The organism is Thermotoga sp. RQ7 (assembly GCF_000832145.1).
GTDB classification, from domain to species: Bacteria; Thermotogota; Thermotogae; order Thermotogales; family Thermotogaceae; genus Thermotoga; species Thermotoga neapolitana.
The window spans coordinates 1,564,219-1,583,747 of sequence record NZ_CP007633.1 but is presented as its reverse complement, the minus strand read 5'-3'; the positions used below and the strand labels follow the sequence as shown (position 1 = coordinate 1,583,747).

Below are 19,529 nucleotides of genomic sequence, written 5' to 3'. Positions count from 1 at the left end.
GAGAGAGATGGCCATCCAGGAACTGCCGAAGAAGGATTTCTTCGCTCCTTTGAAAGCCTGGAAGTTCCTTGCCAGAAAGCCCGTTACAATTGAGGTTCCGAACAAGACCAAAAGGGAAGCCTCAGAAAGATACAGGGGTTTCCACGTGAACGACTGGGGAAAATGTATTGGATGCGGTACATGCTCGAAAATATGTCCCACGGATGCCATAACCATGGTGGAGGTTCCAGATCTCACCCAGGAAGACGGAAAGCTTCCACAAAGACCTGTGATAGACTACGGCCGATGCTCTTTCTGCGCCCTCTGTGTCGACATATGCACGACTGGCTCTCTCCAGATGACAAGGGAATACATTCACATCTCGGAGGATCCAGAAGATTTCGTCTTCATGCCAACAGACAAAGGACTGAACGCAAAAAGAGGTCTTTACGAACCGGGAAAAGCTCCACTTGGATGGACAAGGGACAAAGACTCCGAACTTCTTGACCTTGAAAGGGTAGAGATGACTAAAGAACCACCGGAAACGAGGGTTAGATCCTTCATAGAGATCGTGAAGGGGTACAGCAGAAAACAGGCAATGCAGGAAGCCGCAAGGTGTGTAGAATGTGGTGTATGTACCTACACATGTCCCGAGCACATGGATATACCTCAGTACATAAAGTCCATCTATGAGGGCGACCTGGAAGAAGGACTAAGATGGCTTTACAGAACGAACCCGCTTTCCATGGTCTGTGGTAGAGTCTGTACACACAGATGTGAAACCGCCTGTTCCATTGGTGTGAGGGGAGAACCAGTTGCGATTCAGTGGTTGAAGAGGTACATAGTGGACAGTGTCCCACTCGAGGAGTACAGCAGGATACTGGACATGAAACCGGAAAAGAAGGGAAAGAGCATAGGAATAATAGGTTCTGGCCCAGCGGGACTCTCGGCTGCATACTTTCTTGCTACAATGGGGTATGACGTCACGGTGTACGAAGCGGAATCGAGACCAGGTGGTGTCATGAGATACGGTATACCGAAATACAGACTCCCGGACGAAGCACTCGACAAAGACATAGCGTTCATAGAGGCTCTCGGTGTGAAATTCGTCCTCAACACAAGGGTTGGTCAGGATATTCCCTTTGAAGAACTTAGAAAGAAACACGATGCCATCTTTCTTGCCACAGGATTTGGTCTTGGAAGATCAACGGGAGTACCCGGAACGGACCATCCAGATGTCAAGCAGGCACTTCCCATGTTGAAGATGATCAGAAACTATCTCAGGGGAGACGGTCCAAAACCACCGATTCCGGAGAAACTCGTCGTCATCGGTGGTGGAAACGTTGCCATGGATATCTCCAGATCGATGGCAAGGCTTCAGGTCATGGAGTATGGAACTGTGAACGTTCAGGTGCTCTCACTGGAAGGTTGCTTTGAGGACATGCCAGCCGACATGGAAGAGATCGACGAGGCGCTCGAAGAAGGTGTGGTCATAAAACCCGGATGGGGACCGGTGGAGGTCGTGATAGAAAACGATCGAGTGAAAGGTGTGAGGTTCAAAAAGTGTGTGAAGGTGTTCGACGATGAAGGGAGGTTCAATCCTCAGTTCGATGAAAGCATCCAGATCTTTGTGGAAGCGGACATGGTGGTCGAGGCGATAGGGCAGGCACCTGACTACTCCTATTTGCCCCAGGAGATAAAAGAAAAACTCGAATTCGTAAGAGGAAGGATCAGAACCAACGAGTACGGTCAGACATCCATAGAGTGGTTGTTCGCAGGAGGAGACATCGTCCACGGGCCCGATATCATACACGGTGTTGCAGATGGGTACGCAGCTGCCAGAGGAATCGATATGTACCTGAGGAAAGCAGAATGAAAAGGCCCCTCCAATTGGAGGGGCTTTCACAGTTGTTTTACGGACTCTCTTTCGATGATTTCAACGGGAAGAATGACTCTTCTTGCGACTCCTTTTTTTCCCAAAAGCCTCTCATGGAGTATCTCGAAGGCCACTCTTCCCATCTCTTCCCTTGGTTGCCTCACGGTGGTGAGAGCAGGGATGGTATAGTTCGATATGGGATCGTCATCGAATCCCATTATTGAAATCTCGTCTGGAACTGCCACCCCAAGATCGTGAAGTGCTTTGAGCGCTCCAACAGCTGACAGATCGTTTATGGCGAAGATAGCGGTGAAATCTATCCCTTGTTTCCTCAGATACCTTTCCACCGCGTGGTAGCCGTGTTCAGGTAAATAACCACACGGTGTGATCTTCACATCTATTCCGTGTCTTGTGCTGTAGTCGATGAACCCTCTTTCTCTGTCGGAGAAAGAGTAGATATCCTTCCTTCCCTTCAAAAGCAGGACCTTTTTGTGACCCTTGCTCAGAAGGTACTTTGCACACATTCTGCCGGCAGCGTAGTTGTCGATTCCCACGTTGTCGAGCCTGATCTCTGGCTCTTCCCTGTCAACCACGACAACCGGTATGGCACTTTTGATCAGTCTTTCCAGTTGTTCCTCGTCCTTCTTCGACGAACAAACGATGATTCCATCCACTCTCTTTGCAAAGAAAACTTCGAGCCTTTCCAGTTCCACAGAAGTTCTGTGAAGAGTGGTGGAGATCATTAGGGTGAAGTCTCTTTTTATCGCCTCTTTTTCTATTCCGGTCAGGATCTCGTTGTAGTGAAAACCCCCGAAGTCCGGGACAAGAACACCGATGGTTCTTTTCAAAACAGCGTTCTTCACAGCATATATGGGATGGTAGTTCAGTTTTCTGATGGCGTCGATGACCTTCTTTCTCGTCTCTTCAGAGACGTTGTTGTAACCGTTTATCACCCGAGACACGGTCGCTATGGAAACTCCTGCGAGCCTGGCCACATCTCTGATGGAGGCCATACTACCTCCCCGCCTTTAAACAGAGAACTTTGTGGTTTTCTTCAACTTCCACAAGTTCAGGTTTCTCAAAAAGGCATTCCTTGTCCTTTATGGGACATCTGTCGTAGTACTTACACGGAGCGTTCGAAGATGAAACGAGTTCCGGTATGAATCTTTTGCTGAGATCCCACTTTCTGTCTATTTCCGGCACGGATTCAAGGAGCATCTTCGTGTAGGGATGAATCGGGTTGTGAAACACCTTTTCTGTGTCTCCCATCTCAACGATGTTCCCTCTGTACATTATGAAGGTCTCGTCGCTGATGTAGTAACCGAGAGAGAGATCGTGCGTTATGAAGATTACTGACATCCCACGTTCTCGAAGATCGCCGAGAAGGTTCAGGATATCCACCCTCGTTGAGGCATCGAGCATGCTGATGATCTCGTCTGCGATTAGAAGTTCCACGTTGAGAAGCAGTGTTCTTGCAATGAGGATTCTCTGAAGCTGTCCACCACTCAGCTGGTGGGGGTATTTCCCGAGTATCTCCCGCGGGTTCATTCCAACAGAGGCGATAACCTCCTCCATTCTGGAGCGCCTCTCAGAAGCCGGTGTGTCCGGGAAGAACTCTTCGAACACCATGTTCAGTACCCTGTCTATTTTGTATATGGGATTGAAGGACGAGAACGGATCCTGAAAAACCCCCTGGACCTTCCTGTAGTACTCCTTCAGATCCTTTCCTTTGATCTGGGAAATATCTTTTCCATCGAACAGGATCTGACCCGACGTTGGTTTTATGAGTTTCAAAATGAGTTTTCCCACTGTGGTCTTTCCACTTCCACTCTCTCCTATGAGCGACACAATCCTGGAGCGGTCTATCTCAAACGACACGTCATCGACTGCCTTCAACTTTTCTCTTCCAAAGAAACCAAGAGGAAACTCCTTTGTCAGGTTCTGAACTTTCAGAAGACTCAATTTGCATCACCTCTTTCGAAGAGCCAGCATGAGACTTTTCTTCCGTCCACATCGAACACAGGGGGATCCTGCTCGCACTTTTCGAATGCGTAGGGACACCTGTCTCTGAACCTGCAGCCAGGTCCTATGTTCAGAAGACTCGGTGGATAGCCGGGTATTCCTTTGAGTTTTGTCTGAGAGTACCTGACACCTATCTTTGGAAGAGAAGAAAGGAGCATCTTTGTGTACGGGTGAAGGGGTTCTTTTACGATGTTCTCCATGGGTGAGATCTCCGCAACCCTTCCTGCGTAAAGCACCATCACCTTGTCTGCGATCTGATAGAGCACGGAAAGATCATGCGTTATGAAGGCAAGGGAACCCATGATTTTTCTTTCCCTCATTTCGTAGAGCATCTGTATTACGGACCTCTGGGAACTCACGTCCAGAGCCGAAGTGATCTCGTCTGCTATGAGAACGTCGGGGTTCATCAAGGTGGAGATCACCATCACCATCCTCTGTTTCATGCCTCCGGAGAGTTCGATCGGATACATGTTGAGAACCTTTTTTCCGAGATTGACGATCTCAAGTCTTTCTTCGATGAGATCCCTCTTTCGTTCAAAACTTTCACCGTGTTCGTGGAGAAGGTCGTCGATGATCTGTTTTATCTTCTTTGTGGGATTCATCGCATCCATTGCGTACTGAGGAATTATGGAGATCTTTTCGTAGCGAATTTTTCTCAGCTCTCTCGGTGAGAGTGTCATGATGTTCTTTCCGTCAAGGATCGCCTCACCACCCATGTACTTCATGGGAGGTTTCAGCAGGATCAAACCGTTTCCAAGGGTGGACTTTCCACAACCGGATTCACCCGCTATTCCGAGAATCTCTCCTCTCTTTATATCGAAACTCACCCCATCGACGGCCTTCACATAGCCGTAGAGGGTTCTGTAGTAGATTTTCAGATCTTTGACATTCAGTACCACTTCCGCCACGCCTATCACATCTCCCTGAGTTTAGGATTGAAGACTTCGTCAAGACCCGCGTTCATGACGTAGAGGGTCGCTACCATGAGCGTGATCACAGCTCCCGGAGTAACAGCCCACCACCACATACCGAGCTGTATGGCGTTCCACAGTGTGGCCTGCTGCATCATTATCCCCAGCGAGATGCCTCTCGTTGGACCAAGGCCTATGAAGTCAAGCCCTGTGGCGGCGAGGATGGCTCCTCCGAACTGGAGGATAAAAACCATGAAAACGTAAGACATCATGTTGGGCATGATCTCACCAAAGATGATCTTCATGGAACTTCTGGCGGTGATCCTCGCAAGATCGACGAACTCCCTTGTCTTCAGAGAGAGCGTCTGTGCTCTAACTGCTCTTGCAGTCCAAGGCCAGGCAGTGAATCCTATGATCACACTCTCGATGAACACTCCCCTGTAAGGAAGGTACGCTGCGATGATGATGAGTAGTGCAAGCGTTGGTATCACCATGAGGATGTTCGTGAACATCATGAGAAGCTCGTCAAACCAGCCACCTCTGTACCCGGCAACGAAACCGATGAGAAGACCTATCACCGTTGCCAGGGTTCCGCCAAGAAGTCCAACGAACAGAGAACTCCTGAGACCGTAGACGAGCTGGGTGAAGATGTCCTGGCCGAACGTGTTCGTACCAAGCCAGTGTTCCTTGCTTGGAGGCTGATATCCAGGTCCTACAAAGGCAAGAGGATCCTTGTAAGGAGTGAGGTAGGGCCCTACAAGAGCAAGGAAGATCAGACCAGCGTACACACATATAGCAAAGATGACCTTTTTATTCTTCAAAAAGAAGTGGACGAATTCTTTTCTCGTCATGGCTATCAAACCTCTCCTGAGTAGGATTTTCTTATTCTGGGATCTATGATCACGTAGAAGATGTCAACCAGGAAGTTGGCAATCAAAACACCAAGGATGATGAAGAGGAAACACCCCTGGATTAAAAAGTAGTCCTGGTTCAGAATTCCCTGCATGAGAAGGTATCCTATTCCAGGATACGAAAAGACGATCTCCGTTGTCAGGGCGCCTGCGACCACCGTTCCAAGCTGGATGGCAAGACCGGTGATCTGAGGAAGTATGGCGTTCCTGTAAGCGTATCGCCTGATGAGTTTCTGGGAAGAACCGAGTGCCTCGAGGTATCTGGAGTAGTTCGCTTCCAGTTCGTAGATGATCATGTTTCTCATTCCGATCGCCCAGCCACCGAGCATCACAAGAAACAGAGACCCAAATGGCAGTACCCAGTGGTGAAGAAAGTCAAGAACGAACTGCCAGGACAGGGATGGTGTCGTTCCAAAACTGTAGGCGCCTGCGAGGGGAAACAGGGGTATCACCACACCGAATATCCAGGCAAGGAGGATACCGAACCAGAAGTACGGAGATGCGGTCAGGGTATAAAAGATCGGCAGAGCGAAGTTATCGAGTCTTCTCTTCCTTGCAACGAAGGCTCCGAACCTGTTTCCTATCGCAAAGCTCAAAAGAACAGCAGGCAGAAGGACAATCAGAGAGTACGGAAGGGACCTTGCTATTATCTTTGCAACCGGCTGAGGATACATGTAGATGCTTATGCCGAGATCTCCCTTGAAGAGAGCCTTCCAGAAGTTGATGTACTGTTCCCAGAGGGGTTTGTCAAGACCAAAAGCCTGTGTGAAGTAACTCTGAAGGACCTTGACGGACTCCGGAAGCCCCGCGAATCTGGAGATCAGAAAGTTGATGGGATTTCCCGGCATGAATCGAGGAATCGCCCAGTCGATGGTAACAGCAAAAAAGAAGGTCAGGATGTAGACCAGGATCTTCTTTGTGAGATATTTTCTCAAGACTCCTACCTCCTTCTTTTTTTAAAGCCCCGCCCCGGAGGGCGGGGCACCGTATTATTTTGCTTCGATACCAAACAGTGTCTTGATTCCTGTGAGCTGCCACCAGCCGTTCCAACCTATCGGCACAGCGTACGGATTCTTTTCTGTTGGCCAGTTGGTCCAGACGGCTTCAGAAGCCTGGAACCACGCACCGTTGTACCAGAGCGGTATGAATGGCAGATCTTTGAGCAGAATCTCCGACAGTTTGGCTACTATCTCTTTAATTCTAGCATCGTCTCTGCTTCTGTTGAGTTCATCAAGGAGTGTTTCAACTTCGGGGTTGGCGTACTTTCCGAAGTTTCCAGAGTAAGAGTACTCGGATTCTGCTGCATCTGGATAGAACACACCGTTGAAGTAGGACCATATGGTTGCAGAGACACCGGTTACGAAGTTGTTGAGAATCAGGTCGAATTTTCCACCGTAGAGGTCGTCTGCGTACTTGGAGTAATCAGGGTACTTGGGTTCCACGTTGATTCCGACCTTCACAAGATCTTCTGCGATGGACTGTATGGAGACCATCCAGTCAGTCCAGCCGTAAGGACACTCGATGGTGAGTTTGAACGGTTTTCCATTGGGATCTTCCCTGAATCCGTCCCCGTTCACATCCTCGAATCCGAGTTCATCGAGTATCTTCTTTGCTGTCTCTGGATCATACCTGAAACCGTACTTTTCAACAACTTCTTCGGGATAGTACTTCATGTAACCAGGAAGCGGCAGTATTCCTGCAGGATTGGCAGCGGTGACCATGTTCTCGTAGGCTCTGGTCACGATCTTTTCCGGGTTGATAGCGAACGCCATCGCTCTTCTGAACTCAGGAATGCTGAGAGGATACTTGTTCACGTTTACAAAGATTCCTGCTGTGTTGGCCGGAAGCATGTAAGGAGCGTTTTCGTACCAGGTAACGATTCCATAGGCTCTCTTCAACACAGGAATACCCGGGAGGAAGAAGTTACTCCAGTCGAGTTCTCCTTTCATGAGCATTCCAACCGCTACGTTGTTGCTGAGCACTCTCAGTTCAACGATCCTTTCGGGTTTGGGATCGTAGCCGAGTTCCCTGATGCCCCACCAGTTTTCGTTTTTCTTGAAGACACACCTGTCGTCAGCCCAGCTTTCAACGTAGTAAGGACCGGATCCAACTGGATTTTCGTTGGCGCTCTGAAGCACTTCTTCCTCTGTCTTTCCTTCCCAGATGTGCTTTGGAACAATCGGTGTGTTGATGAGCATTTGTTTCCATTCCTGGTATCTTGGATCGGAGAAGACGAACTTCAATGTGAAGGAATCAACCTTTTCGATTCTGTCGAGCCAGTTCCATACAGGACTGTAGCTGATGCCGGTGTACTTCTTTGCGATTTCAAAGGTGAAGATCACATCGTCCACCGTGAGAGGTACTCCGTCTTGCCATCTGAGACCCTTTCTGAGTTTGAGCACATATTCGTTGTCGCTGACCCACTGTCCGCTCTCTGCAAGCCATGGTTCGAATTTGTCGTTCAGAGGATCGTAGAGAAACAGGGGTTCATAGACAAGACCGATGGTTCCTGCCACAGCGTTCCAGGGTGTGAACGGGTTCCAGTTGGATGGAGGAGACCAGAGAGCTCCACCCCAGTAAAGCGTTTTGTTTCTCTCAAAAGTTTGACCGAAAACAGAAACCAGTGCCAGGACCAGAACAAGAACAACTAAAAACCTTTTCATAGGAACACCCCCTTAAAGAGATGTGAAATGGTTTTATCCATGTGTAAAGATACAGTGAAAATGTTTACATCCAAAATCCGATATTCCTCGATTATCCCGATTTATTTCCGAATATTTTCAAAAACGTTTCTTTAACTCGTTGCTACTCTCTCCAGATAATTTTCCAGTGCGTGCACTGCCGCTCCGAATGCGATCACCGGCTCCTGAACTGTAGAGAAGCTGATGTCCACTTCGTGTTTGTAGAGAAGGTATCTTTCCACCTTCATCTTCAGGTTTTTCAGAAAATCGTTTCCAAACTCCTTGAAGAATCCTCCTATGACGACCTTTGAGATGCCAAAGAGGTGTATCAGGTTCAAAAGGCCTGTACTGAAAAATTCGGCAATGCTGTCCAGATACTCTCTTACACGATCGTCTTCAGATTCTATGGCCTCTGCGAGAGACTCAAAGCCCATGGAACGAACATGCTTCAGGACGGTGTCTTCTCCACACACATCTTCCAGGAAAACGTATCTTTCTCCGTCGAAGACTCTGGTGTATCCGATCTCTCCCGCATAGCCATTCTCGCCCCGATAGAGTTCCCCGTTGATGATGATCCCGGATCCTATTCCTTTTCCCGTCAAAATCCAGACGAAGGAATCGTCCCGCCCTGTGTACCACTTTTCTCCAACTGCCCCCATGTCAGCATCGTTTTCCACCCAGACCTCAGCACCGTATTTATCTTTCAGAAGATCGGCAAGGGGAATCTGAGACAGAGGAAAATTCCTTGGATTTATAATGATACCCTTTTCAACATCGACTGGGCCCGGTGCTGCCACAGTCAGAGCCGAAAGTTTCCTGCCCAGTTTCTCCAGCATGTTCTTTGCACGATCTATCCCTCTGTAGACGATCTTCAGAGTGCCTTCCCTGTCACGCTGGAAAGGTAGAGGATACGTTTCGTATATGAGAATGCTCATGCTGGCGTTCATGAGGCAGATCGCTATCTCGTCTCTTGTTACCTCGAGACCCAGGACATGAGCGCAATCCGGTACTATTTTCAAAGAAATGGTGGGTCTTCCCACACCTCTGGGAGAGTCCTTTTCCTCAGTGACAATGCCCTTTTCCAGAAGAATTTTTACGATCTCTCCCACAGTGGTCTTCGTGAGACCGAGTTCTTCTGCGATCTCAACACGAGACACGGGAGATTTCATTATTCGTTTCAGGATTTTCGACGTGTTGTCTTTTCTTATGGACCTCAGCAAACTGTCATCCTCCTCACATGGAGTTTCTCTTCACAAATTCTACAATCTCGTCTATGTATCCAAACGCGACAGCAACGTGGGTATCTGCCGCACCGTAGTATATCGCTACCCTTCCTGTTTCAGAATCGCAGAGCGCAGCGCAGGGGAAAACCACGTTTGGAACGAATCCTATCGTTTCGTAATCCTCCTCCGGTGTTAAAAGATAGTACTTCGACCTGTAAAGAACCTTACTGGGATCGTTCAGATCGAGAAGAGCGGCTCCAAAACTGTAAACGTATCCATTGCAGGTGAGAGTCACACCATGGTAGATAAGGAGCCATCCCTCGCTCGTTTCTATTGGATATGGGCCCGCTCCTATCTTGAGATTTTCCCACCAGTTGTAACTGCTTGTTCCCATCACGAATCTGTGGTTTCCCCAGTGAATCATGTCCGGGCTTTCACTGAGGAAGATGTCTCCAAACGGAGTATGACCGTTGTCACTCGGCCTGTTTAACATCACATACTTTCCGTTTATCTTCCTTGGAAAGAGCACTCCGTTCCTGTTGAATGGAACGTAGGCATTCGGAAGACGCACGAAGGTTTTGAAATCCTTTGTCATTCCCACTCCAATCGTGGGACCGTGATCATCTGTGCAGAAGGTTATATAGTATGTGTCCTCTATCTTCACCACTCTTGGATCATAAGCATAACTGGGCTGGAAAGGATTACCGTTCAGATCCACCCACTGGATCTCCTCTGGTTCTATTTCCCAGTGAATTCCGTCTTTGCTCCTCCCGAAGTGAAGAAAAGGTCTGGTGTTTTTGTGATCGATCCTGAAAACTCCCACGAATTCTCCGTTGTACGGCACAACGGCAGAGTTGAACACCCTCGCACCCTTCGGAACGGGATTTCTTCCGATTATGGGGTTTTTACTGTACCTCCACAGAGGTCCTGTGTGACCCTCTGGCCTTTCCTCCCAGGGAATGTTTGGGATCTTTTCACTGAAAACCCTCAACATCATTCAGCCTCCTCAAGAAGATTTTTTATAGAGCCTCACATTATCGATGAAAATCGGTCCATCGTACTCCAGGTGGTCTCCAACTACACCTATGTGGAGCTCGTTCACTCCAGGTGTCTTGTCGAACTCGATCCTCACATGGAACTTTCTGTACTTTTTGCCATCGAAACTGACAAGTTCTCCGCTGTCAATCGAGGTGTTGTTCATGTCGAGCCCTATCTTCACCCAGCCGGGGTTCAGCACCGCGTACGGTCTCAATCTTCCTGTGAGTCCTTCAACGTCCGGTATGTAGATATCGTATTCGAGGATCTCACACTCAGAGAGTTGATCGAATTTCCTGACCACCCTCACCTCTTCCCAGTCACTCTTTCCAGGAAGTACCACATTCATCTGGAGAGCACCGTTTCCCACTTCACCGTTCCACTCGATATCGGGTGTTTTGAACTCTGCCTGCCATGTTCCGCTGTTCCACCAGTTCTTGACTTCTTCGGGTATGGAAAAATCCACTTCTTCTGCGAGTACATACTGCGCTCTGTTCACAACTTTCACCCTGATTGTGTCTCTCACCGCTTCTTCTCTGAAATGTGCCTCAAGGAACATCTCGTGTTCTCCGTCTGAAATCCGCGTTGTGTCAAATTCGAATCCGTAAACTCCATATCCGAGATGTTTTATCTCATCTTCAAAGAGCAGATTTTCAACCCCAACGGATATTCCCTCGAATGTGTTGCTGTAGTCGAAAACACCCATCCTCACCTTCACAGTCTTTTTGATCTCCTGACCATCCTTTGGTGTGATGAACATGCAGGTATCTTCCCTCGTATCCTCACCCGTGCTGAACAGTTTCGCGTACTCTCTGATCAACTTTGCCTCTTCACTTTCATCGTTCACTATTCTGAAGCCGCCGTAATCGGGGTAGTAACCCTTTTCGTCTCTGTCCCATCCTTCACCGATCCCTGCGAGCATCCAGAACATGGCACCGTTTCCACCGAGGTTGTAAACCAGATCGTTCCACAGTTTGTAAATGGCAACCCTGTTGACCGGGGCACTTTTGGGAATACCGTACTCTTCCAGAACGACGGGTTTTCCAACCTCTTTTGCGATCTTTATGTGATCTTCTATCCACTTTGCCCCCCACTGTGCGTAGTTTTCAGGGCTCACACCCCAGTGGGAGGGGTAGAGATGGAACGTTCCAAAATTCACCGTCTCTATCTCCAAGAGTCTCTTCCAGTCAACACCGGACCATCCGTTGTAGGCCCACTCGGCCTCTCCACCGTAAGGTCTGAAGCCTTCGTAGTTGTTGAAGAATCCCTCGTCACCCACGGCAACCAGGTGGTTTGGATCCAGACTCTTTATGTAAGCACTCATCTCCTCTACCCATTCAACGAGTGTGTTACCAGACTTGTCCGTTTCACACCTGGGCTCGTTCGCCAGTTCCCATGCCATGATGGTGGGCTCTTCCCTGTAAGGAACACCCGTGTAGGTGTTCACCCTGTTTATGAGGAAAGACACGTACTTTTTGTATTCTTCTTTGATCTTCTCGTTCCTGTAGAAGTCATCGTGATGGATGCCCCCAAACCATCTCACGTATTGATTCATTCCTCCGAAGTCGTCCCAGTTGTTCACAAGAACGATTATGAGCTTTATGCCCAGTTCTTTTGCTTTCGCTACCGTGTAGTCGAGTCTTTCAAAAGCGTTCTGAGCGTTCATACCCTCTGGTAATCCAAATACTCCCGGTGCGGGGTGCATGTAGGTGTTCTTGTCACGGCAGTAACTCTCACCATCGAGGAATCCCCAGATTCTGAGCACCTTCACCCCCATGGCTTTTGCACTTTCAAGGACACTGTCTATCATTCGATTGCTCTTGTAGTGCATGTAGTAGTTGTTGCTTCCAACGAATCTGAACTCTTCTCCGTTCAGTATGAACCTGCCGTTTTCCACTTTCACGAAATCACTGTTTGCAAAGAGGACGATGGGCAATGTCACAATCAAAAATGAGAACACAAGTTTTCTCATATGAATCCCCTCCGTTAATTAGTAATCTGTACTTATTTATAACTCCTTCAGAAAAAATGTATCATCTTCCCTTCTGTAAAGTCAAGTGTCATTTTTCTTGATTTTCGGTTTTTAAAGCCAACTATCCGAGATTATTCTGGATTGGAAGACGAAATCTCAAAATCTCTTCGGTTTGAACACATCCTCCAGGTTTTCAAAGTGCTTTTTTCTCTCCTGATAGATCCTCTGGAAGGTCTCTTTGAAGAGAACGTCCACAACGGCGATTTCACCGATGTTTTCCCTCAAAAACTCGTAGGTATCGTACTTCACAGGAGGGCTCTGAAGAACGAGGTGGGCCACCTTTGCCAGTTCAGAGTCTTTGTTCGTTGTGATGGCAATCGTTTTCGCTCCCATGTCCTTTGCCACCTGGGTGGATTTCACCGTGTCCCTTATGTTTCCGGTGTGGCTGATCGAAATCACCAGATCCTCCTCTGTGAGGTTCACCGCCTCTATCACCTGAACGTGTGGGTCGTTGGAAAAGAACGTGTGGAAACCAAGGAGCGAAAACTTCAAACTCGCATACTCTGATACCACCCCAGAAAGTCCGACTCCAAAAAAGAGCACCCGCCGGGCTGAGAGGATCCACTCCACCGCCTGCTCTACATCCTTCATGTTCAGTGTGTTCTTCAGACGTTTCAGTATCTCTATTTCCTCATCTATGAAATCGTGTCTTTCTATCTCCTCTTCTATACCGCTCAACTCTCTTGCCAGGGTGATCTTGAAGGCCTGATAGCCGTCGAAATCGAGTTTTTTGATCACCCTGTGAATCGTGGTTTCACTCACACCCACGATCTTTGCAAACTCCGTGATCGAGTAGTGTATGACATCATCCGGTTTTTCCAGGATGTAATCAGCCACCCTCCGCTCGGCGGGGCTGAACTGTGTGTATATGTTCAGTATCCTATCCTTTATCTTCAACCTCCCACTCCTCCTTCAACAGGCGTTTCCTTTCCAGAAATACCCCGAGTTGCTCGTAAACGTACCTTTCGGCCTCTTCGTCCGATAGAGATTTTACCTCTTCTGCGAACCTGGCGGTTCTTGCAAAGTAAAACGGCAGAAGGTTCTCCACCACCGTTTTGTCCCTCGTCTTTCTGTATTGAACGGCACTTCTGTAGAGAAGATCAACCCAGGAATTGAGGCTGAGTGTGCCATCTTCTTTCACTTCTCTTACGGCACTCTCGTTCACGTATTCTGGTACAACCAGTGTTTCTTTTGCGAGTTTTTTTAGATTGTCCACATCTATGGTCATCGGTGGAATTTCTTCTTCTGGTGTTTCACCGTAAATGGGCACATCTTCAATGTTCCACACACTCATCCATCTGTTCTGATAGGTGACCATCAACTCAAAGAGTGTTCCCACCACCTGAAGGAACATTCCCTTGAGGTGTTTTCCGGGATCCTTGACATCGTGGATCTTGGTACCGAGGGCCGCCTGAAGGATCCTTCCAGATTCGTTTATGGCGGTTGTGGTCATCCAGATATCGATACCGAATCTTGCAACGTCCGTTTTCCACGTCTCTTCCGGTTTTTCTAAGTAAATCTCAAGGAGTTTTTTTCCAACACCGAAGTCTCCCCCGATGGGCTGTCTCACCTTCTTTCCGTAAAGGGCGGACGTCATGGGAAAACAGACGTTGTTTGTGATCGTGCCATCGAATCTGTGTCTCAGATAAAACGGTGTGACGTAGTCTGCTTCTCCTCTCAGTATGGGTCCTGCGAGTCTTTCCACCCACCAAGGCTTCACACTTCTCAGGTCGGAGTCGAGAAACACCACCGCCTGTGCTCCCTGTTCAAGAGAAAACTCCATAATAGCCTTCATGGCACTTCCTTTTCCCGGAATCCCCTCGTAGATGAAACTCTCCTTTGGTATGCCGAAGGTGTCCGTCTCCATAAATCTTTCTCTTGTACCATCGGACGACCCACCATCTGAGTTCACGATCATGCCGTCTCCATCGAAGAACTCCATGATACCCTTCGCCGCCACTTTTGCAACGTGGGAAATCGTCTCTGCGTTGTTGAAACTGGGTATCCCAACGACAACCTTCATACCAATACCTCCCTGCTCAGTATCTCTTTCAGTCTTTCCAGACTGAAGTGCTTCTTCCCCACTTCGAAGTTGTGCTCCACCGTTTCTCTGTAAAGAGAAGGATCACACAAAAGTCTTGACAGTTCCTCCACCGCTTTCTGCAGAACACTCTCTTCAACCTTCACAAGGTTTTCTCTTCTGAAGTAACGGTCTCCCAGACTGACGTACTTCAACCCCACCGGTTTTATGTCGGACCTGAACACCTCGTACTCGAAAAGAACAACCGGTTTTTTCGCCGCTATCGCTTCAAGGAGTTGGTTTCCCCACCCCTCAAGGATGGTGGGATACGTGACAAAATCGGCAACGTTGTAGAGTTTCCAGAAAAATGAGGTGTCTTCTTTCACCCTCTCGCTGAAGATCAAAAGTGGAACACTTTTCAGGGAAGCGTACTCTTTCAACTCTTCAAGGTAAGATGTGTCTTCACAGAGACCGGAAAACACGAGGACAATCTCGCCGCTGAATACACTACCGTTGTATAGAGGAGTTTTTCTCTTCAGGGTCCTTTTCAATAAAGCCACAACGTCTATTGAAAGTTCGATCGCTTTTCTTCTGTCTATCCTTGTTGCCTGAAGGGCAACGATCGTTCCCGGATCTATACCGAGTTCTTCTCTCATCCTGTGATACATATCTTCGGAGGTAAGTGGCCTTTCAAAATCCATAACGTTCGGCACCACAACTGGATCTATGCCCTTTCTTTTCTGAAGTTCTTTCTTTGCGATCGAGTTTATGACCACGTGCTTCACATTTGGAAGATCCGGTGGGAAGTGTCTTTCCAGTATCTCTCTCAACCTTTCGCTTTTTGGAATCAGGTGCTTTCGCTCCCACCAGAAATCGTGGTGGTGTGCGATGAATTTCTTTTTCAGTTTCGAAAGGGCAAGGCCGAGTGGTGGAAAGAGTCCCAGGGACCAGATGTTGTTCGGAACAACAAGATCGTAATCTTCCAAAACCTCACTTAAAGTATGGAAGAGTTCTTCCTCTTTCTTTTTCATAAAACTCAGAAAATCCTCTTCATTGGAGAAATCCGTCACACCTCCGAAGAAGTTCCTGTTCATCATAGCGAAGTCTGGATTTTCAAACCCGATCTCCTCCACGACCACGTCGACTCCTTCTTTTCTGTTTCCTGCCACGATGTGAACCTCATGTCCCATCCTCGTCAGGACCTTCTTCCACTTCTCCATTTCGAGAGAAACACCGTCCATGAGACCACCGCGGTAGTGAAGGAGGGCTATCTTCATGCTTTCTCCTCGCTTTCAAAGAGTTCCAGCAGGTAATCGTAGGTTCTTCTCTTCATTCGAAGTTCGTTCAACTCCCTTGCCAGTTTTTCCTCGCTCTGAAGGTGAAAAAGTGAAAGTTCCATTTCTTTCTTCGTTCTGAGAAGAGAAAAGTACCTGTGTTTTGACTTCACGTCATCTTTTCCAGAGAGCCTGGAGGCTTCCGCGTCGAGTTCAGAAATGGTCTTTTTCAAAAGGTCCACCGCTTCGTCTTCTGGTGAACTCTCAAGACGCAGAACGGGAAACTCCGGAAAGTTCAAGATGGACAGTTCAGAAAGTCGCACCGCACCAGAGAGCGGTTCGATCCGTCTTGTTCCTATCTGAAGAGGTTTTAAACCTTCCACTTCTCCCAGATATGGGTTGAAGACCCAGAGGGAAGAGTCCTTCACACCAACCCACGGGAGTTTTGATTTGAAAAGGACACGTTCGCTTTCTTCTCCATCGGATTCGATCTCTAGAAACAGTGGAGGACAGTCAAAGAGGGTGTACCACCTGAAGAACTCCTCGCTTCTTGGGTGGCTCTCAAGTTCCATAAAGGAAAGCTTCATCGAAAAGCTTCCCTCACACTTTGCTCCGGGAACGTACATCATGGGACCTGCGTCCCCCACTCTGCCCTTTACATCCTTTGCTATCCACTCGATCGACCTCACAAGTGTTACGTGCACCCTTTTGTTCTCCATCCAGTACTCTCTCAGACCTTTTGCAAGGAAGGTTTTCGACATTTTCCCGTCATATATGGAGACAAAACCCTGGAATGGAAATTCCCTCACCACACCCGTCTCTCTTGCTGCAAGAAGAATCCCTTTCAAACTCTCAGGGAGTGATTCTGGTAGTAGGTAATCGTCTTTTTCCTTTCTTTTCACCACATCGAAGGGCATCTTTGCAAAGATCTCTCCTGTTCCTGTCTCGTAACTCATCGAAAGTTTGTAGTTCTTCCCCTTCGTGTTCAGAACCAGATTCCATTTCACAAGTGGTGTTTCATCGAAGACGATTCTTTCTTTCGTTTCAACACGGCACAGGTGTGACTGAACAGATCTTTCCATCTCAACAACCATGGAATGTTCCGTTCTGGAGACGATCTCAAGTCTTCTCAGAATCACGGAGAAATCCGTTTTTTCAACGAAGGTGGAGTAGGTATCACCCTTTTCTTCGAACAGATTCAAAACACCTGCCCTTTTTCCGTTCAGGAGAAGAGAGCCGTCTTTTTCAAAGTGTGCCTCGTAGTAGTCGTTCTTCCACGACAGGGCCTTGTTCGACTCTCTCTTCTGACTGGCGGTTTCGGCTCTGAAAAATCCCGCACCGTCTGTTCTTAGCCGAACTGTTCTCTCACCGTCGCAGTACCAGTGATTGTAAGGAAACGGAGAAAGAGAAAAAACATAAAGACCACTTTTCAGTCTTGCTTTCCCGGAAAGTTCTTTCAACTTTTCTTCCACGGATCTTTTTAAAAGAAAGTACATCTTCCTGTATGTTCTCCCCATCTTTTCATGGACAGGATCCACACACACTCCACAGATGTTGTCGTGCGCAAGGGTCTTCAGGTACTCCCTCCACAGGATTTCCTGAGGCTTTTCACCGTTCAGGGCAGAAAGGATATCCTCCAGTTTCAGAAGATCTTCGATGAGGTCGCTTTCCAGTTTCAGATACACCCTGGTGGAAAGTGTTCCCGGAAAGGTGCAGGCGTATCTTCCAGAAAGGAGTTCTCCAGAAAGAACAGGTACGTCCCCGGGAAACCTTTCAGGGAAATCTTCTGGCGAGACGATCTTAATCCTCAGATACTCCTGGGGATCTTCTGGAGAGAGGTCTATATCGTATCCATCGAGAAGTAGCACCTCACCAGATCTTGAGAACCTTTCCAGTTTTTTCTTTTCGTGCTTCAGTCTTTTCTCTGCCATCTCTTTCGTCTCTTTCAGGTTGTACAGGTTTCTGTAGCCTCCCACAAGAAATATGGCCTGAACCGCTGTGCCATCGCTTCCTTTCCAGAGAAACTCCTGGGAGATCTCGTCGTTCTCGAAAGAAACACCCCGCCAGAGAAAGACCTTCTCTATACCGAACAGTCCGTGCAACTGTGGGCCCTGAGATATGTGACCGAAGTTGTCAAGAAGCCATCCCACCTTCATGCACTTTCCGAATCTTTCAGAATCCTTCAACCCTATCTCCAGATTTTTCAGTATGGACGGCTCTTTTGGTATCCTCCAGTCTATCTGCGTGTAATAGGGTCCTATCAGCAACTTCCCTTCTTCAACCAGTTTTTTGAGGTCTTCCTCCACCTGCGGGTTTTCCGTGAGAAGGTCTTCGATCACGGCCGTCTGGCCGTCCATCACGTAGACAAAGTCTGGATTTCTCTCAGAAAGGTCCTTCACTCTGAAAAAAAACTCTCCCAGCCAGCGGGAGGTCACCTCGGATGTGGTGAACCACTCCCTGTCCCAGTGATTGTGGACGATCACCTTTTCCTTCATGAAAGCCTCTCTCCTGTTTCCGGATGGAAAAGGTGTATCTTCTCAGGATCTATGAAGAATTCAACTTTTTCTCCACTTTTGAAATCAACATCACCGGGGATCTTCGCAACGATTTTCTCAGTCCCAACGTTCAGGTGGAGTATCGTGTCCGACATGAGTTTTTCGGCAAAATAGACCTCTCCTTCCAGTCTGACGGTGTTTGGTCTCTCTTCCAGGTAGACGTTTTCGGGACGAATACCGAGGACAACCCTTGAAATCTTTGGATCGGTCTTCAGGGGAATCGATATGGCATCTTTCTCAAGGAAGATACTGGTTCCCCGAGATTTCACTTCCATCTCCAGAAAGTTCATCTGCGGTGATCCCACAAATCCTGCAACGAAGATGTTCACAGGATGATGGTATATCTCAGAGGGTGTTCCCACCTGCTGGAGTTTTCCCTGATTCATCACGGCGATTCTATCTCCCATTGTCATCGCTTCCGTTTGATCGTGGGTCACGTAGATTGTTGTAACACCGATTCTTTCCTGGAGTTTTTTCAATTCGCTTCTCATTTTCACACGAAGGAGAGCATCGAGATTCGAAAGGGGTTCATCCATCAGGAGCACTTCTGGTTCATGAACGATCGCGCGGGCAACGGCAACCCTCTGTCTCTGACCTCCCGAAAGCTGTGCGGGGTATCTGTCGAGAAGTTCTGATATGTGAAGAAGATCTGCCGCCCAGTTCACCCTCCTTTCGATCTCTTCCTTTGGAACCTTCTTGAGTTTGAGGGGATACCCTATGTTGTCTCTCACCTTCATGTGGGGCCAGACTGCGTAACTCTGGAAAACCATTGAGATGTTCCTGTCTTTCGGTGCAAGGTTCGTCACCTCACGGTCGTTGAAGAAGATTCTTCCCTCTGTTACCTGCTCAAGGCCCGCTATGCATCTCAAGAGGGTGGTTTTTCCACATCCTGAAGGCCCCAGCAGAACGAGGAATTCTCCTTCGTTCACGGTGAGGTCGATACCATCGAGTGCCTTCACGTTCCCGAAGTACTTTTTCACTCCTTCTATTCTCACCTGAGCCAATTTCTA

15 protein-coding genes are annotated in these 19,529 nt (G+C 48.1%); 1 reads left to right on the top strand and 14 read right to left on the bottom strand.

Annotated features, from left to right (window positions below; translation table 11 throughout):
- The first annotated feature begins 7 nt into the window (after window positions 1-7).
- Entirely contained in the window at window positions 8-1,855 is a 1,848-nt protein-coding gene (locus TRQ7_RS08125; RefSeq protein ID WP_041844408.1) for an FAD-dependent oxidoreductase, read from the top strand.
- Between the two features lie 26 nt (window positions 1,856-1,881).
- Here TRQ7_RS08125 and TRQ7_RS08120 read toward each other — a convergent pair whose 3' ends face one another.
- The 14 genes from TRQ7_RS08120 to TRQ7_RS08055 all read right to left on the bottom strand — a co-directional run bounded on the left by TRQ7_RS08120 (window position 1,882) and on the right by TRQ7_RS08055 (window position 19,523).
- Complete coding sequence (locus TRQ7_RS08120) at window positions 1,882-2,868, bottom strand: LacI family DNA-binding transcriptional regulator (RefSeq protein ID WP_015919823.1); 987 nt, start codon at window positions 2,866-2,868, stop codon at window positions 1,882-1,884.
- Window position 2,869: 1 nt separating this feature from the next.
- Complete coding sequence (locus tag TRQ7_RS08115; protein ID WP_015919822.1) at window positions 2,870-3,817, bottom strand: ABC transporter ATP-binding protein; 948 nt, start codon at window positions 3,815-3,817, stop codon at window positions 2,870-2,872.
- Window positions 3,814-4,794 carry an ABC transporter ATP-binding protein gene (locus tag TRQ7_RS08110; RefSeq protein WP_015919821.1) on the bottom strand — a complete coding sequence of 327 codons (981 nt, stop codon included), beginning with the start codon at window positions 4,792-4,794 and terminating at the stop codon, window positions 3,814-3,816. Before TRQ7_RS08110 ends, TRQ7_RS08115 begins: the two co-directional genes overlap by 4 nt.
- Window positions 4,791-5,639 carry an ABC transporter permease gene (locus TRQ7_RS08105; protein WP_038067783.1) on the bottom strand — a complete coding sequence of 283 codons (849 nt, stop codon included), beginning with the start codon at window positions 5,637-5,639 and terminating at the stop codon, window positions 4,791-4,793. Before TRQ7_RS08105 ends, TRQ7_RS08110 begins: the two co-directional genes overlap by 4 nt.
- Window positions 5,640-5,644: 5 nt before the next feature.
- On the bottom strand, window positions 5,645-6,634 hold the full coding sequence (locus tag TRQ7_RS08100; protein ID WP_015919819.1) for an ABC transporter permease: 990 nt from the start codon (window positions 6,632-6,634) through the stop codon (window positions 5,645-5,647).
- 54 nt (window positions 6,635-6,688) lie between these two features.
- Window positions 6,689-8,362 (bottom strand): ABC transporter substrate-binding protein, encoded by a 1,674-nt coding sequence (locus TRQ7_RS08095; RefSeq protein WP_041844407.1) that lies wholly within the window; start codon window positions 8,360-8,362, stop codon window positions 6,689-6,691.
- Between the two features lie 131 nt (window positions 8,363-8,493).
- Window positions 8,494-9,600 carry an ROK family transcriptional regulator gene (locus TRQ7_RS08090; protein ID WP_041844406.1) on the bottom strand — a complete coding sequence of 369 codons (1,107 nt, stop codon included), beginning with the start codon at window positions 9,598-9,600 and terminating at the stop codon, window positions 8,494-8,496.
- Window positions 9,601-9,613: 13 nt separating this feature from the next.
- Window positions 9,614-10,594 (bottom strand): glycoside hydrolase family 130 protein, encoded by a 981-nt coding sequence (locus TRQ7_RS08085; protein ID WP_038067940.1) that lies wholly within the window; start codon window positions 10,592-10,594, stop codon window positions 9,614-9,616.
- Between the two features lie 15 nt (window positions 10,595-10,609).
- A complete protein-coding gene (locus TRQ7_RS08080) occupies window positions 10,610-12,610 on the bottom strand; it encodes a cellulase family glycosylhydrolase (RefSeq protein ID WP_041844405.1) in 2,001 nt (666 codons plus the stop codon).
- A 156-nt stretch (window positions 12,611-12,766) separates the two neighbouring features.
- Window positions 12,767-13,567 (bottom strand): MurR/RpiR family transcriptional regulator, encoded by an 801-nt coding sequence (locus TRQ7_RS08075; protein WP_015919814.1) that lies wholly within the window; start codon window positions 13,565-13,567, stop codon window positions 12,767-12,769.
- Entirely contained in the window at window positions 13,551-14,693 is a 1,143-nt protein-coding gene (locus TRQ7_RS08070; protein WP_041844404.1) for a glycosyl transferase, read from the bottom strand. Before TRQ7_RS08070 ends, TRQ7_RS08075 begins: the two co-directional genes overlap by 17 nt.
- On the bottom strand, window positions 14,690-15,967 hold the full coding sequence (mggS, locus tag TRQ7_RS08065; RefSeq protein WP_041844403.1) for a mannosylglucosylglycerate synthase: 1,278 nt from the start codon (window positions 15,965-15,967) through the stop codon (window positions 14,690-14,692). Before mggS ends, TRQ7_RS08070 begins: the two co-directional genes overlap by 4 nt.
- Entirely contained in the window at window positions 15,964-18,459 is a 2,496-nt protein-coding gene (locus TRQ7_RS08060; protein WP_041844402.1) for an alpha-mannosidase, read from the bottom strand. Before TRQ7_RS08060 ends, mggS begins: the two co-directional genes overlap by 4 nt.
- The gene (locus TRQ7_RS08055; RefSeq protein WP_041844401.1) at window positions 18,456-19,523 is read right to left on the bottom strand and encodes an ABC transporter ATP-binding protein; all 1,068 of its coding nucleotides are present in this window, start codon (window positions 19,521-19,523) and stop codon (window positions 18,456-18,458) included. Before TRQ7_RS08055 ends, TRQ7_RS08060 begins: the two co-directional genes overlap by 4 nt.
- Window positions 19,524-19,529: the final 6 nt, after the last annotated feature.

What these genes read in the sequence shown, in the direction of transcription:
- TRQ7_RS08105 (WP_038067783.1), bottom strand. Translation starts at nt 5,639, where the DNA reads ATGACGAGAAAAGAATTCGTCCACTTCTTTTTGAAGAATAAAAAGGTC.
- TRQ7_RS08070 (WP_041844404.1), bottom strand. Translation starts at nt 14,693, where the DNA reads ATGAAGGTTGTCGTTGGGATACCCAGTTTCAACAACGCAGAGACGATT.
- TRQ7_RS08095 (WP_041844407.1), bottom strand. Translation starts at nt 8,362, where the DNA reads ATGAAAAGGTTTTTAGTTGTTCTTGTTCTGGTCCTGGCACTGGTTTCT.
- TRQ7_RS08080 (WP_041844405.1), bottom strand. Translation starts at nt 12,610, where the DNA reads ATGAGAAAACTTGTGTTCTCATTTTTGATTGTGACATTGCCCATCGTC.
- TRQ7_RS08120 (WP_015919823.1), bottom strand. Translation starts at nt 2,868, where the DNA reads ATGGCCTCCATCAGAGATGTGGCCAGGCTCGCAGGAGTTTCCATAGCG.
- mggS (WP_041844403.1), bottom strand. Translation starts at nt 15,967, where the DNA reads ATGAAGATAGCCCTCCTTCACTACCGCGGTGGTCTCATGGACGGTGTT.
- TRQ7_RS08125 (WP_041844408.1), top strand. Translation starts at nt 8, where the DNA reads ATGGCCATCCAGGAACTGCCGAAGAAGGATTTCTTCGCTCCTTTGAAA.
- TRQ7_RS08060 (WP_041844402.1), bottom strand. Translation starts at nt 18,459, where the DNA reads ATGAAGGAAAAGGTGATCGTCCACAATCACTGGGACAGGGAGTGGTTC.